Source organism: Streptomyces sp. NPDC088197 (assembly GCF_044741185.1).
Classification (GTDB): domain Bacteria; phylum Actinomycetota; class Actinomycetes; order Streptomycetales; family Streptomycetaceae; genus Actinacidiphila.
The window spans coordinates 124,987-139,702 of the sequence record NZ_JBIUSD010000018.1; the positions used below are offsets into that span (position 1 = coordinate 124,987).

The 14,716-nt window shown below is 74.1% G+C and carries 12 protein-coding genes; 5 read left to right on the plus strand and 7 right to left on the minus strand.

Features of this window, described 5'->3' with window-relative positions; translation table 11 throughout:
- Window position 1: 1 nt before the first annotated feature.
- Window positions 2-850, minus strand: coding sequence for an AraC family transcriptional regulator (locus ACIOC1_RS31075; protein WP_401857278.1), 849 nt, complete (start codon window positions 848-850; stop codon window positions 2-4).
- 105 nt (window positions 851-955) lie between these two features.
- Here ACIOC1_RS31075 and ACIOC1_RS31080 point away from each other — a divergent pair, with 105 nt between their 5' ends.
- The gene (locus ACIOC1_RS31080) at window positions 956-5,599 is read left to right on the plus strand and encodes an ATP-dependent helicase (RefSeq protein ID WP_401857280.1); all 4,644 of its coding nucleotides are present in this window, start codon (window positions 956-958) and stop codon (window positions 5,597-5,599) included.
- Between the two features lie 240 nt (window positions 5,600-5,839).
- Here the strand turns inward: ACIOC1_RS31080 and ACIOC1_RS31085 are convergent, their stop codons facing one another.
- On the minus strand, window positions 5,840-6,436 hold the full coding sequence (locus ACIOC1_RS31085) for an ankyrin repeat domain-containing protein (RefSeq protein WP_391163789.1): 597 nt from the start codon (window positions 6,434-6,436) through the stop codon (window positions 5,840-5,842).
- Between the two features lie 159 nt (window positions 6,437-6,595).
- Window positions 6,596-7,162: a heme-binding protein gene (locus ACIOC1_RS31090; RefSeq protein ID WP_401857282.1), complete on the minus strand. Its 567-nt coding sequence runs from the start codon at window positions 7,160-7,162 to the stop codon at window positions 6,596-6,598.
- Window positions 7,163-7,416: 254 nt separating this feature from the next.
- Here ACIOC1_RS31090 and ACIOC1_RS31095 point away from each other — a divergent pair, with 254 nt between their 5' ends.
- The 4 genes from ACIOC1_RS31095 (at window position 7,417) to ACIOC1_RS31110 (ending at window position 11,339) form a co-directional block, all read left to right on the plus strand.
- Window positions 7,417-8,862, plus strand: a complete 1,446-nt coding sequence (locus tag ACIOC1_RS31095) for a histidine kinase (RefSeq protein ID WP_401857284.1) — start codon at window positions 7,417-7,419, stop codon at window positions 8,860-8,862.
- 62 nt (window positions 8,863-8,924) lie between these two features.
- The gene (locus tag ACIOC1_RS31100) at window positions 8,925-9,605 is read left to right on the plus strand and encodes a LuxR C-terminal-related transcriptional regulator (RefSeq protein WP_401857310.1); all 681 of its coding nucleotides are present in this window, start codon (window positions 8,925-8,927) and stop codon (window positions 9,603-9,605) included.
- A 99-nt stretch (window positions 9,606-9,704) separates the two neighbouring features.
- Entirely contained in the window at window positions 9,705-10,508 is an 804-nt protein-coding gene (locus tag ACIOC1_RS31105; RefSeq protein ID WP_401857288.1) for an Fpg/Nei family DNA glycosylase, read from the plus strand.
- A gap of 33 nt (window positions 10,509-10,541) precedes the next feature.
- Window positions 10,542-11,339 carry an SDR family NAD(P)-dependent oxidoreductase gene (locus tag ACIOC1_RS31110; RefSeq protein ID WP_401857290.1) on the plus strand — a complete coding sequence of 266 codons (798 nt, stop codon included), beginning with the start codon at window positions 10,542-10,544 and terminating at the stop codon, window positions 11,337-11,339.
- A gap of 683 nt (window positions 11,340-12,022) precedes the next feature.
- Here the strand turns inward: ACIOC1_RS31110 and ACIOC1_RS31115 are convergent.
- From ACIOC1_RS31115 to pgsA, 4 genes are all read right to left on the minus strand, one after another.
- On the minus strand, window positions 12,023-12,493 hold the full coding sequence (locus tag ACIOC1_RS31115; RefSeq protein WP_401857292.1) for a Dps family protein: 471 nt from the start codon (window positions 12,491-12,493) through the stop codon (window positions 12,023-12,025).
- Window positions 12,494-12,750: 257 nt separating this feature from the next.
- Entirely contained in the window at window positions 12,751-13,143 is a 393-nt protein-coding gene (locus tag ACIOC1_RS31120; protein WP_355338132.1) for a helix-turn-helix transcriptional regulator, read from the minus strand.
- 94 nt (window positions 13,144-13,237) lie between these two features.
- On the minus strand, window positions 13,238-13,789 hold the full coding sequence (locus ACIOC1_RS31125) for a CinA family protein (RefSeq protein ID WP_355338129.1): 552 nt from the start codon (window positions 13,787-13,789) through the stop codon (window positions 13,238-13,240).
- On the minus strand, window positions 13,786-14,574 hold the full coding sequence (pgsA, locus tag ACIOC1_RS31130) for a CDP-diacylglycerol--glycerol-3-phosphate 3-phosphatidyltransferase (protein ID WP_355338126.1): 789 nt from the start codon (window positions 14,572-14,574) through the stop codon (window positions 13,786-13,788). The genes ACIOC1_RS31125 and pgsA overlap by 4 nt, the downstream gene beginning before the upstream one ends.
- Window positions 14,575-14,716: the final 142 nt, after the last annotated feature.

Genomic DNA, 14,716 nt, shown 5'->3' on the forward strand with positions numbered 1-14,716 from the left:
GCTAGGGACGGCGGGACGGCGGGTCTTGTACGTTCTTGCGCTCGCGTTGGTATGCGCCGGGCGGGACGCCGACGATCCGGGCGAAGTGCCGGTTGAGGTGGGGCTGGTCGGTGAAGCCGACGGCGGCGGCCGTGTCGGCCGGGCTGACGCCTGTGTCGAGCAGGCGGCGGGCGGCCCTGACCCTTTCGCTGGTCAGCCAGGCGTGCGGCGGCAGCCCGTAGGCGGCCTTGAAGGCGCGCAGCAGGGCGAAGGGGCCGGTGCCGACCTCACGGGCCAGTTCCTCCAGGCTCGGCGGGGCCGCCAGGCGGGTGGCCAGCAGGTCACGGGCGCGGGCCGCGACGCCCGCGCCCGCGACGGGCGCGGGTCCGAGGGCCGCGGAGTTCGCGTGGCGTGCGAGCATCCGGGCGACGACGAGGCGCAGCTGCGTGTCGGCGGCGAGCGCGTTGTCGCCTTCCGCGGCGCGGTGGACGTCGGTGATCATGCGGGCGGTCACGGGGTCGTCGAGCACCGAGGCGTTGAAGGAGGGGGTGCCGCGCAGCGCCGTGGTCTCCGCGGCGACGGCGGCGACCACGGCGGGCGAGGGGTAGAGGACCCGGTAGCTCCAGCCCTCCTCGACGCCCGCGTAGGCGGTGTGCGGGGTCTCGGGGTTGATCAGGACGACTCCGCCCGCGCCCGCCCGCTCGGCTCCGCCGGGCAGCCCGATGCCCTCGACGCCTCCGGTGACCGCCGCGATCACGTAGCTGTCGTGGGCGTGCCGGGTGAAGGTGTGCCGGACATAGCGGGCACGCAGCAGGTCGACTCCGGGCAGTCCGGGGTGCTCCCAGTACCTGGCCTGCTCTCGCACCGTCACACGGCCATTGTGGACCGGTGGCGGGCCGGGGCGTCCAGCGAGTTATCCACAGGCTGAGGGGTCGGCCGCCGCGCGGTGTCGGTGCGGCGAGGCAGGATGGATGCCATGTCCAGTCGCAGCAGTCTCGACGCGTTCTCCCCGGCCACCCGCGCGTGGTTCACGGGGGCGTTCAGCGAGCCCACCGACGCCCAGGCCGGGGCGTGGTCGGCCATCGCCGAGGGCTCCGACGTGCTGGTCGTCGCGCCGACCGGCTCCGGCAAGACGCTGGCGGCCTTCCTCGCCGCCCTGGACCGGCTGGCCAGCACCCCGCCGCCCGCCGAGGCCCGCCGCAGGTGCCGGGTGCTGTACGTGTCGCCGCTGAAGGCGCTCGCGGTGGACGTCGAGCGAAATCTGCGCAGCCCGCTCGCCGGGCTGCGGCAGGAGTCGGTACGGCTGGGACTGCCGGAGCCCGAGGTCCGGGTCGGCATCCGCTCGGGCGACACGCCTCCGGCGGAGCGGCGGGCGCTGGTGACCAGACCGCCGGACATTTTGATCACCACCCCCGAATCGCTGTTCCTGATGCTCACCTCCGCCGCGCGGGAGGCGCTGAGCGGGGTCGAGACGGTGATCCTGGACGAGGTGCACGCGGTCGCGGGCACCAAGCGCGGGGCGCATCTGGCGCTCTCCCTGGAGCGGCTGGACGAGTTCCTTGACCGGCCCGCCCGCCGGATCGGGCTGTCGGCGACCGTGCGGCCGGTGGACGAGATCGCCCGCTATCTGTCGCCGCGCCGCAAGGTGACGATCGTCCAGCCGCCGTCGCAGAAGCGGTTCGACCTGTCGGTGGTCGTGCCGGTGGAGGATCTGGGCGAGCTGGGCGGCTCCCCGGTGGCCGAGCACACCGGGCCGGCGGCGGGTCCCGCCGAGCGGGCCTCGATCTGGCCGCATGTGGAGGAGCGGATCGCCGACCTGGTGCAGGCGCACCGCTCCACGATCGTCTTCGCCAATTCGCGCCGTCTGGCGGAGCGGCTGTGCAACCGGCTCAATGAGATCGCCTACGAGCGGGCCGAGGGCGAGGCGCTGCCCGAGGCGCACTCCCCCGCCGAGATCATGGCCCAGTCCGGTGCCGCCAAGGGCACGCCGCCGGTGCTGGCCAGGGCACACCACGGCTCGGTGTCCAAGGAGCAGCGGGCCCTGGTGGAAGAGGACCTGAAGGCGGGGCGGCTGCCCGCGGTCGTCGCGACCTCCAGCCTTGAGCTGGGGATCGACATGGGCGCGGTCGATCTGGTGGTGCAGGTGGAGTCGCCGCCCTCGGTCGCCTCCGGTCTGCAACGGGTCGGGCGCGCGGGGCACCAGGTGGGAGCGGTCTCCACCGGGGTGGTCTTCCCCAAGTACCGCGGTGACCTGGTGCAGTCCGCCGTGGTGACCGAGCGGATGCGGCAGGGCGCGATCGAGTCGCTACGGGTGCCCGCGAATCCGCTGGACGTGCTGGCCCAGCAGATCGTGGCGATGACCGCGCTCGACACCTGGGACGTAGACGACCTGCTGGCCCTGGTGCGGCGTGCGGCGCCGTTCTCGGCGCTGCCCCACTCCGCCTACATCGCGGTCCTCGACATGCTGGCCGGGCGCTACCCCTCGGACGCCTTCGCCGAGCTGCGCCCGCGCCTGGTGTGGGACCGGGTGGCGAACACGGTGACCGGACGCCCCGGCACCCAGCGGCTCGCCGTCACCTCCGGCGGCACGATCCCCGACCGCGGGCTGTTCGGGGTGTTCCTGGCGGGCTCCGACCCGAAGAAGGGCGGCGGCCGGGTCGGGGAACTGGACGAGGAGATGGTGTACGAGTCCCGGGTCGGGGACGTCTTCACCCTGGGCACCACCTCGTGGCGCATCGAGGACATCACCCGCGACCGGGTCCTGGTCTCGCCCGCGCCGGGAGTGCCGGGACGGCTGCCGTTCTGGAAGGGCGACCAGCTCGGCCGCCCGCTCGAACTCGGCCGTGCGCTGGGCGCGTTCCTGCGCGAGGTGGGCGCGCTGGCACCGGAGCGGGCCAGGGAGCGGCTGACGGCGGCCGGTCTCGACACCTGGGCGACGGACAATGTGCTGTCGTATCTGGCCGAGCAGCGGCAGGCGTGCGGTCATGTGCCGGACGACCGGACGATCGTGGTCGAGCGGTTCCGCGACGAGTTGGGCGACTGGCGGGTCGTCATCCACTCCCCCTTCGGCGCGCAGGTGCACGCGCCGTGGGCGCTGGCGCTCGGCGCGCGGCTCCAGGAGCGCTACGGCCTGGACGCCCAGGCGATGCACGCCGACGACGGGATCGTGCTGCGGCTGCCGGACGCCGACTTGATGGGCCTGGACCTGCTGGACTCCGATCCGGTGCTGCGCGGAGCGGAGTTCGACCCCGAGCAGTCGCCGGTGGGCGCGGCGGATGTCGCCTTCGACAAGGGCGAGGTCGAACAGCTCGTCACCGATCAGGTGGGCGGCTCGGCCCTGTTCGCCTCCCGGTTCCGCGAGTGCGCCGCCCGCGCCCTGCTGTTGCCGCGCCGCGACCCCGGAAAGCGCACCCCGCTGTGGCAGCAGCGCCAGCGAGCCTCTCAACTGCTCCAGGTCGCCTCGGAGTTCGGCTCGTTCCCGATCGTCCTCGAGGCGGTCCGCGAATGCCTTCAGGACGTCTTCGACGTGCCGGGTCTGGTGGAGCTGATGGGCGACATCGAGGCCCGCAGGGTGCGGCTGGTCGAGGTGACCACACCCGAGCCCTCGCCCTTCGCCCGCTCGCTGCTGTTCGGCTATGTGGCACAGTTCCTCTACGAGGGCGACTCGCCGCTGGCGGAGCGGCGGGCCGCGGCGCTGTCGCTGGACTCGCGGCTGCTGGCGGAGCTGCTGGGCCAGGCGGAGCTGCGCGAGTTGCTGGACGCCGATGTCCTGGCCGAGTTGGACTCCGAATTGCAGTGGATGACCGAGGACCGGCGGGTGAAGAGCGCCGAGGGGGTCGCGGATCTGCTGCGGGTGCTCGGACCGCTGACCGGCGCGGAGTTGGCCGCGCGGGGCGCGGAGCCGGGATGGGCGGAGGAGCTGGAGACGGCAAGGCGGGCGATCCGGGTGCGGATCGCCGGGGCGGAGCACTGGGCGGCGGTCGAGGACGCGGGGCGGTTGCGGGACGCGCTCGGTACGGCGCTGCCGGTGGGCGTGCCGGTGGCGTTCACCGAGCCGGTGAAGGACCCGCTGGGGGATCTGCTCGCCCGGTACGCGCGCACGCACGGGCCGTTCACGACCAAGGAGGCGGCCGGGAAATTCGGCCTGGGCACCGCGGTGGCGGACGGGACGCTGCAACGGCTGACGGCGGCGGGCCGTACGGTGCAGGGCGAATTCCGGCCGGGCGGCGCGGGCCAGGAGTGGTGCGACGCGACGGTGCTGCGGCGGTTGCGGCGCCGCTCGCTGGCCGCGCTGCGGCAGGAGTTGGAGCCCGTGCCGCCCGCCACGCTCGGCGTCTTCCTCCCGCAGTGGCAGCACGTGGGCACGCACAGCCTGCGCGGTCCGGACGGGCTGGTGCGGGCCGTGGAGCAGTTGCAGGGCGCGTCCGTACCCGCGTCGGCGCTGGAGAAGCTGGTGCTGCCGTCCCGGGTGACGGGCTACAACCCGGCGATGCTGGACGAGTTGACGGCCTCCGGCGAGATCCTGTGGGCCGGGGCGGGCGCCCTGCCGGGCAAGGACGGCTGGGTGTCGCTCTACCTCGCCGACAGCGCCCCCCTGCTGCTGCCCGCCCCGCAGCCGTTGGAGCTGTCCCCGCTGCACGAGGCGGTGCTGGCCGCGCTGTCCGGCGGCTACGGTCTCTTCTTCCGGCAGATCGCCGAGCAGGTGCGCGCCGCGGGGCAGGACACCACCGATCCCCAACTGACCGACGCCGTCTGGGACCTGGCCTGGTCGGGACGGCTCACCAACGACACCCTGTCGCCGCTCAGGGCGCTCCTCGGCTCGGGCCGCACGGCGGGTTCCACCGCGCACCGGGCGCCGCGGGCCGTTCCGCGCGGTCGGTACAGCTCGCTGGCGACCCGCGCCCCGCGTGCGACGGCGTCCCGTTCCGGTCCGCCGACCACCGCGGGCCGCTGGTCCCTCGTACCGTCCGCCGAGCCCGACCCGACGCTGCGGGCGCACGCCCTCACCCACACGCTGCTCGACCGGCACGGCGTGGTCACCCGGGGCGCGGTGGCCGCAGAGGGCGTCGCGGGCGGCTTCTCCGCGGCCTACCGGGTGCTCGCGGCCTTCGAGGAGACCGGGCAGGCCCGGCGCGGCTATGTGGTGGAGGGTCTGGGGGCGGCCCAATTCGCCATGGACGGCGCCGTCGACCGGCTGCGCGCCCTGAGCACGGCGCGCGACCGCGAGGAGGAGCACGCCTCCCGCGCCCGTACGGTGGTGCTCGCCGCCGCCGACCCCGCGAACGCCTATGGCGCGGCCCTCCCCTGGCCCGAGCAGCCCGCGGGCGTCACCCACAAACCGGGCCGCAAAGCCGGCGCCCTGGTCGTCCTCATCGACGGAGAGCCCGCCCTCTACGTCGAGCGCGGCGGCAAGACGCTGCTGGCGTGGCCCGACGACGAGATACGTCTCCAGGCCGCCGCGGACGCGCTGGCGCTGGCCGTCCGCGAGGGCGCGCTGGGCCGCCTCACGGTGGAGCGGACCAACGGTGAGTCGGCCCTCACCTCGCCGCTCGGCCGTGCTCTGGAAGCCGCGGGCTTCCACGCCACTCCGCGGGGCCTGCGCCTGCGGGACGGCGGATAGAGCCCGGTCGGACGCAGGGCGGCGGAAGCAGCGGGCCACTGCGTGGGGCAGTCGTGGCGGGCCGGGATCTCGACCTGGCCCCCCAGGGAGTCGCCCCGGTCTGCGGTCCGCCCGGACGCACCGGCCGTGGGGTGCGTCTCGCCTCGCCCTGGGCGACCGGTCGCGGGCTCGCCTCAGCCGGTCGCCCGCCCCGGCGGGGCGGGGCGGGGACCGGCGAGGGGACCGGGGTCTGGGCCTGCGTCAGGTCGCGGCGCGGAGTTGTTGGGCGATGGCGTCGAAGCCACGGCGTTCGGCGTGCTGGAGAGGGGTGACGCCGTCGGCGTCGGGGAGGGAGGGGGAAGCGTGGGCGGCGAGGAGGAGTCGGACGATTTCCTGGTGGTCGGCGCCGCCGTCGCCGAGGATGACGGCTTCGAGGAGGGCGGTCCAGCCGAGGCGGTTGACGTGGTTGACGTCGATGTCGGTCTCGGCGAGGACGGCGCGGACGTAGGCGACGTGGCCGCGTTCGGAGGCGGGGATGACGGAGACGCCGCCGTAGCGGTTGGTGAGGGTCAGGTCGGGGTGCGCGGGCAGCAGGGCGCGCATCATCTCGACGCTGCCGGTCACGCCGGTGACCAGCCAGGGGGTGTCTTGGCGGTAGTCCCGCGCGTTGGGATCGGCCCCGGCGGCGACCAGCCTGCGGGCCGCTTCGGGGTGGTCGGCGAGTGCGGCGAGCAGCAGCGGGGTGCGCCGTTGGTCGTCGCGGGTCTCGATGTCCGCGCCCGCGTCGAGCAGGGCGGTCACCTGCTCCGCGTCGCCGCAGTGGGCGGCGTCCAGCAGCCTGGTGTTCAGGTCGGCCATGCCGGTGTCTCCTCCTTCTCCGGAAAGCTTCTCCGGGTTTTCCGGTTTTTCCCGCTTCTCCGGGTTTTCCCGCTTCTCCGGCTTCTCCGGTGCTTCGGGCTTCCCGCACGGCTCACGTCTGTCGGGCGCCGGGGTGAGTGTCCCCCCGCCCGGCGGCCTTCAATGGCCGAGCGTTGCCGCTCCCGCCCGGGCGAACTGCTCGTCTTGGTCCCCGCTGGGCGCGCCCGCGACGCCGACGGCCGCGACGGGCCCGCTCTTGGCCGTGACCGGAACGGCGCCCGCGAGGAAGAGCGTGCCGGGGATGTCCTTGAGCTGCGGAGTCTGCTGGAGGCGCTGGGAGAGTTCGGAGGTGGGGGCGTTCCAGGACACGGCGGTGTACGCCTTGCGCTCGGAGGACTCGTACGACTGCGGTCCCGCGCCGTCGCCGCGCAGGGTGACGACGGTGTTGCCGTCCCGGTCGACGACGGCGACGGTGACGCGCTGGCCGGCGCGGTTCGCGGCGTCGAGGGCCGCCTGCGCGGCCTTCGTCGCGGCGGCGGTGGTGAGCCGGTCGACCTGACGGGTGTCCTTGCTGTTCGCGGCGGCGCTCGCCGAGGCGGGGGCGGCCTTGCCGGACGCGGCCGGGGCGGCGGCGGTCGCGGAGACGGCGCCGAAGGTGGCCGCGCCGACGGCTGCGACGGCCACGGCACCGGTCAGGACGCGGGTACGGGAGGACATCTTGTTCATGGACGTTCCAACTCCTCGGGTCTGCGGGACCGCCTTCGCGTTCCCGCCTCTGCCTTCGATCCTCGGGCCGGACCGGGGCCGCGCCGGTCCGCGATACGGCTCGCCCGCGCGGGCATGATGGAGGACAGGCGGGTCATCCGATCGGTCGATGCGCGGGCCGTTCCGGCAGGTCACGCTGCGAATGGCGGCCGGTCACCGGGTCGCCTCCCGTACCGCTCGCAGCGCCCCGACCCCGCCCTCGACCAGGAGCCCCGATGCACAGCTCGCCGCCGCCCGGCCAGGACCGGGACGCGCCCCCGGTCCCGACCCCGGAGCCGAACCGGACGCCAGAGCCGAACCGGAGGCCGCAGCCGGAGCCGGAGCCGGATTCGGATGCGGTATGGGAGCTGAGGCCGGAGCCCGCATCGGAGCGGGACCCGGAGCCGAGCCCCGATCCGGACGGCTGGTGGCTGGCGGCGGTCATGAACGGCGCCTTCGTCGTCCTCCTCGCGGGCGCCCTCATCCGCTTCGTCGACCGGCACCCCGGCAGCGGTCGCCTGCCGTGGGTGATCGGGCTGAGCGTGGCGCTCACGGTCCTCCAGTTCGCGGGCCGTCGGCCCGGACGGCGACGCGAACCGCTCCCCCGCAGGTGGGAGCTGGCACGCCTCGCCGCCCTCGTCGCCTGCTGGACCGTCGTCGTCCTGCTGGCGCCGAGCTTCGCCTGGTGCGCCGTCCCGCTCATCTACACGAGCCTGCGGTCGCTGCCGACCCGGGCGGCCGTGGCGCTCGTGGCGGTGCTCGCCGTACTCGTCGTCATCGCGGAGTTGCGGCTGGCGGACGGGACGGACCCCAATCTGGTGCTGCTGCCACCCGCCGTCGCCACCCTCGCCACCGCCGTCTTCGTCCACATGCGGCGGCAGACCGGCCGTCAGCAGGCCCTCATCGACGACCTGGTGCGCACCCGCCGCGAACTGGCGGCCACCGAACGGCGCGAGGGCACCCTCGCGGAACGGCAGCGGCTGTCGATGGAGATCCACGACAGCCTCGCGCAGGGCCTGTCCAGCCAGCGGATGCTGCTCCAGGCCGCGGACCGGATCTGGGAGACGGCACCGGACGCCGCCCGCGGCCACGTCCGTACCGCCACCGCCGTGGCCGAGCAGAATCTCGCCGAAGCACGCCGCTTCGTGCACGACCTCGCGCCCGCCGCGCTCGTCGGACAGGATCTGGACGACGCCCTGCGCGCGCTCGCCGCGCAGCACTCCGAAGGCTCTGACCGCTCCGAAGGCTCTGACCGCTCCGAAAGCTCTGACCGCTCCGAAGGCTCTGACGACTCCGAGCACGCTCCCCGCTCCCGGCCGTCGGCCCTCACGGTCCGCTGCCACGTGGAGGGCGCGCCCGTGCCGCTCCCGGACCGTACGCGGTCGGCGCTGCTGCGGATCGCGCAGGGCGCGCTCGCCAACACCGCGGAGCACGCCGGGGCCGCCCACGCCACGCTCACGCTGACGTATCTCGACGACGAGGTGCTGCTCGACGTCTCCGACGACGGGCGCGGCTTCGATCCGGCCGCCGTCGCCGCCACCGGGGTACGCGGCCACGGGCTGCCCGCGATCCGCGCGCGGGTGGGCCAGCTCGGCGGCACCCTGAGCATCGAGTCAGCCCCCGGCGAGGGCACCGTGCTGTCCGTCGCCGTCCCCCTCGAAGCCCTGGAGGCCGCGCCGTGACCGAGATCCGACCCGTCCGTCTCGTGGTCTGCGACGACCACGCCGTGGTGCGTGCCGGACTGATGGCGCTGCTGGCCAGCGCGGACGGCATCGAGGTGGTGGGCGAGGCGGGCAGCGGCGAGGAGGCCGTCGCGATGGCCGCGAAGACGCGGCCGGACGTGGTCCTCATGGACCTCCAGCTCGGTCCGGGCATCGACGGCGTCGAGGCCACCCGCCGGATCGCCGCCGCAGCGGCCCACGCACCGGCCGAATCCGTTCGGCCGGAGACGCCCGGAACAGCCGCCACGCCCGGAGCAGCCGCCACGTCCGGAGCAGCCGCCGCGCCCGGGACAGGCACGGCGCACGGCGGCCCGTACGTCCTCGTCCTCACCACGTACGACACCGACGCCGACATCACCCGCGCCATCGAGGCGGGCGCGACCGGCTACCTGCTGAAGGCCGAGCGCCCGGAGGAGCTGTTCTCCGCGATCCGCGCCGCCGCGCAGGGCCGCACCGCGCTGTCGCCGCCGGTCGCGGGGCGCGTGATGGCCCATATGCGCGCGCCGGGACCGCAGTTGACCACCCGTGAGCGCGACATCCTCGGCCAGCTCGCCCGCGGCCTCGGCAACCGCGACATCGCCCGCGCCCTGTTCATCAGCGAGGCCACCGTCAAGACCCACCTCGGCCGGATCTACGACAAGCTCGGCGTCGACACCCGCGCGGGCGCGGTGGCCGCGGCGACCGAACGCCGCCTGCTCGGCTGATCCCGCACCCGAACCCCCAGCACCCCGCCCCCAGGGGCGCGCCGAAACCGCCGCCGCCCCGACGTGACCCCCGCCCCCGCCCCGCGTCATCATGGACAGATGCCCGAGGGAGACACGGTCTGGCTGACGGCCCGCCGACTGCATGACGCGCTGGCGGGGCGCGCCCTCGTGCGGGCCGACCTGCGGGTGCCGCAATTGGCCACGGCCGATCTGACCGGCCGCCGGGTCCTCGAAGTGGTGAGCCGCGGCAAGCACCTCCTCACCCGGCTGGACGGCGGCGCGACGCTCCACTCGCATCTGCGGATGGAGGGCTCCTGGCACCTGTACGCGCCCGGTGAGCGCTGGCGCGGCGGTCCCGCCCACCAGATCAGGGCGGTGCTGGAGACGGAGCACAGGACGGCCGTCGGCTACCGGCTGCCGGTACTGGCGCTGCTGCCGACCGCGCAGGAGTCCGAGGCCGTCGGCCACCTGGGCCCCGATCTGCTCGGGCCCGACTGGGACCCGGCGCAAGCGCTGGCGCGGCTGGTCGCGGAGCCGGAGCGGGAGATCGCCGAGGCGCTGCTCGACCAGCGCAATATGGCGGGGCTCGGCAATGTGTACGTGGTCGAGCTGTGTTTTCTGCGCGGGGTGACACCGTGGACGGCGGTCGGCGACGTCAGGGCGCCGGAGAAGGTGGTCGCGCTGGCGAAGCGGCTGCTGGAGGCGAACAAGGAGCGCCCCGGCCACATCACCACGGGCGATACGCGGCGCGGCCGTACGCACTGGGTCTACGACCGGGCGAACCGGCCGTGCCTGCGCTGCGGCACCACGGTCAGGACCGACCGGCACGGCAGAGCGGACCAGAGCCGGGTCGCGTACTGGTGCCCGAGCTGTCAGAAAGGTCCGCCCCCGCACGGCAATTGACGCACCGTCAGATACGGTCGTACGGTCGGACTCATGACGGTCACGGCGTACGACCTCAGCGGGCGGGTCGCCCTGGTCACCGGAGCGGCGAGCGGGATCGGCCGGGCCAGCGCGCGGTCGCTGGCGTCAGCGGGCGCGGTCGTGGTGTGCGCGGACCGGGACGAGCCGGGGGTACGCGAGACGGCGGCGCTGATCGATGAGGCCGGCGGCCGGGCCGAGCCCAGGGCGCTCGACGTCACCGACAGAGCGGCCATCGCCCGGACCGTCGCCGGCATCGTCCGGGACCACGGCGGCCTCGACATCTTGGCGGCCGTCGCCGGGATCATGCACAGCAGCGGCGTCCTCGACACCAGCGACGACGACCTGGACCGCGTCCTGGCGGTGAATTTCCGCGGGGTGCTGCACTGCGCCCAGGAGGCGGCCCGCGCGATGGCCGACCGCGGCGGCGGCAGCATCATCACGATGTCGTCCAGCGCGATCGACACGGGCGCGCGCGGCCTGCTCTGCTACAGCGTGTCCAAGGCGGCCGTCGTCCAGCTCACCAAGACCCTCGCCACCGAGCTGGGCCCGCTCGGCATCCGCGCCAACACCGTGGCTCCCGGCTTCATCCGCACCCCGATGACCGCGCACTACGGCACCGGCGCCGACGGGGTGTTCGACGAGAGGGCGCAGGCGCGCGCCGAGGAGTCGCTGGCACGCATGTCCCCGCTGGGCCGGGTCGGCAGGCCCGAGGACGTGGCCCCGGCCGTGCTCTACCTCGCCTCAGACGCCTCCGCCTTCGTCACCGGCCAGATCCTCCGCCCCAACGGCGGGGTGGCCATGCCCTGGTAGGACGCATCCCCGGAATCCGGCGTCGGGCGACAGCCGTCCGGTCCGCACCCGTTCCATCGGCCCCCGCGGAAAGGACGGCCCGTCCGCGTCCCCCGCCACGGCCGCCCGCATCCGCCGCTTCACCGTCGGCACCGCGTGCAGCGGTATGAGCCCGAGGCTCCAGCCGCCCGCGGCCATCGCGCCCTCCCACGGCCCGACGGCCTCCGGCCGTATCCACAGCCGCAGCACCGCCCACCACCACAGCAGCCCGCAGGCGAGCGCGAACACAACGGCGGCGGAGCGTACGCCCCGGCCCGATCCCGTACGGCGGACACCGGATTCAGCACCGCGGCCCGCGAATCCCCTACCGCGGACCGGAGAACCGTCCGGCATCTCCCGGCCCGGCGGCCGCACCGATGTTCGGCGCCATGACCGACCCCATGACCCGTCCCATGACCAGCCCCCCACCCGGTCCGTGGCCTGGAGCACGAAAACTCGCAGTGCGCGCATGGCCGCCTCCTTCGGACCCCCGAGGTTGCGGCGGGAGGCCGCCCGCGGCGGGTCCCGTACTCAGGTGCGATGCCCTGCCGCCAAGATCGCTAGCCGCGCGCCGGCAGGCCCCGGGCAACGTTCACCCGAAAGGGTCGCCGCACGGCCACGACCAGCTGCGACATATGCACGCAAAGCGACATTCCGGCCGTGCGTCAGACGTTCTCGGCCTGGAACATCCAGTGGAACTTCTCGATGTCGGCGGTGATCCCGATCAGGAGGTCCTGGCTGACCGGATCGGGCTGCTCGGTGGTCTCGATCCGCTCGCGCATCCGCACGATCACGGCGTCCAGCGCGGCGACCAGGATCTCGACGACCTCGGTGTCCTTGACCCAGCCGTCGGTCACCGTGTCGATCCCGCTGGTCTCGGCGACCGTGCGGGCCCGCCCGTCAGGCGTCACGCCGATCGCGGAGGCCCGCTCGGCGACCGTGTCGGAGTGCAGCCGGGCGGTGTCGACGACCTCGTCGAGCTGGAGATGGACGGAGCGGAAGCGCGGGCCGACGACATTCCAGTGCACCTGCTTGGCGAGCAGCGACAGGTCCAGGAGGTCCACCAGGGCGCCTTGAAGCGCGTCTCCGACGGTCTTCCGGTCCGGCTCCGACAGCGGGCTCTTGACGACAGTCATGCGGTTCTCTCCTAGCGGATCGACACCATGAGGTCCGTTTCGCCCCCCTTGACCCTCCCCGCCTACCCTGCCTCGGGCTCGCACACATGGCAAAAGCACGAACAACAGCGCGGACGAAAGCGCGGCCCGAAGCGCGGCGGGAGATGGCCGGGAGAAGGGCGGCGGAACGGCCGAAGCCCGGCGGACGTCGGGCACACGCCGACGGCCCCGACCGGGAGCGAGCCGGTCGGGGCCGTCGGAACAAGCAGGTCAGAAGGCTAGGCGGCGACCACGTCGACAGCCTCGGCAGACTTCTTGGGCGCCTTGATAGTGATCCGTTCGTCCGGTGTGGACGTCATGGACGTGACAGAAGTGACCGCACCCAGCAGGGGCCGCATCGGCGCGGCAGTGGTCTCGGACGCCGCCGACTGTGCCAGCTCGGCAAGCGACAGATCGTCACTGACCTCCCGCATCACCTCGGACATAGGAACGTCCAAGGCGTCGCAGATCGCCGAGAGCAGCTCGGATGACGCTTCCTTCTGCCCCCGTTCGACCTCTGACAGATAGCCCAGGGAAACCCGGGCGGACGAAGAGACCTCACGCAGGGTGCGGCCCTGGCGCTGGCGCTGCCGACGCAGCACGTCACCAAGCAGGCGACGGAGCAGGATCATCGGTGGCTCCCTCCTCGGACCGCGAATCCGCATCCTCTTCGCCCCACCGTACCGCCTCGGGCACCGGCCGTGCGGGGAGCGATGTCGTGTTCACTCAGGGCTGCAAACATCCCTTCCCCCCGTGTTCTTCCCTATCCTTCGCCTCCGGACTCTTCTCGGGGCGGGTCTTCCTCAGCTCCGAGGTCAGCAGTTCGAATACGGCGGCCACGGTCGCCCGCCGGATCTCCGTACGGTCGCCCGACAGCCTGAGCGCGGCGCCCACCGCACCGCCGGGACCCGCGACGGCCACGAACACCGTGCCCACCGGCTGCCCGTCCTGCGGGTCGGGTCCCGCCACCCCGGTCGTCGCGGCGCCCCAGTCGGCGCCGAGCCGGTCCCGTACGCCCTCGGCCATCTCGCGGGCCACCTGGGCGTCCACGGCGCCGCGCGCGGCCAGCAGGGCCGCGTCCACGCCGAGCAGCTCGTGCTTGAGGGCTGTCGCGTACGCCGTCACCGAGCCGCGGAAGGTCCGGGAGGCGCCGGGCACCCCGGTCAGCTCCGCGGCCACCAGACCGCCGGTCAGGGACTCCGCGACGGCCAGCGTCCGGCCGCGCTCGTCCAGCAGCCGCAGTACCTCCGCCGCGTCCGCCCGCCCAGCGGCGGTCATACGCCCTGCGGTCGCTCGGCCCCGGCCTCGGCCTCCAGCTCGACGCCGGCCACGGAATCCGCCGCGGTCGCGCCCGCCGGAGCGCCCGCCGGAGCTTGGGCCGGAGCGGCGGCCGCTTCCGCGACCGCCTCGGAGGCCGCCGCGACCGCGGCGCGCTCCGCCGCCAGTCCCGCGCGGCGCAGGACGACCGCCTGCCGTACGTAGTCGAAGCCGGTGGCAACGGTCAGGACGACCGCGGCGCCCATCATCCAGGCCCGTACGGTGGCCAGCGGGCCGGTCAGGATCAGGACGTACATGCCGACGGCGATGCCCTGCGTGAGCGTCTTGAGCTTGCCGCCCCGGCTGGCGGGGATCACGCCGTGCCTGATCACCCAGAACCGCATGGCGGTGATGCCCAGCTCGCGGAAGAGGATGACGACGGTGACCCACCAGGGCAGGTCGCCGAGGGCGGACAGGCCGACGAGCGCCGCGCCCATGATCGCCTTGTCGGCGATGGGGTCGGCGATCTTGCCGAAGTCGGTGACCAGGCCGTAGCGGCGGGCCAGCTCGCCGTCGAAGAGGTCGGTGATCATCGCGACGGCGAAGGCGGCCCAGGCGAAGGAGCGCCAGGCCGGGTCGTGCCCGTCGCCGTGCACGAGCAGCAGCACGAAGCCGGGGACCAGGACCAGCCGGGCCATCGTGAGCATGTTCGCGATGTTCCACAGGTCGGCCTTGGGCAGCACCGGGTCCCCGAGGTGGTCGGGGGTCGAGGAGGCCGGGGCGGCGGGCGCGGGGGCTCCGGTCATCTGCCCACCTCCTGCAGGCCGCGCGGGGCGTCGGTCACGCCCCCCGCGGCACTCGCCGTCCCGGTCGTATCCTCAGGAATCTCGGGAATCTCAGGAACCGCCGGAATCCCAGGAACCACACGGCTCGCCGGAACCGCCGGGA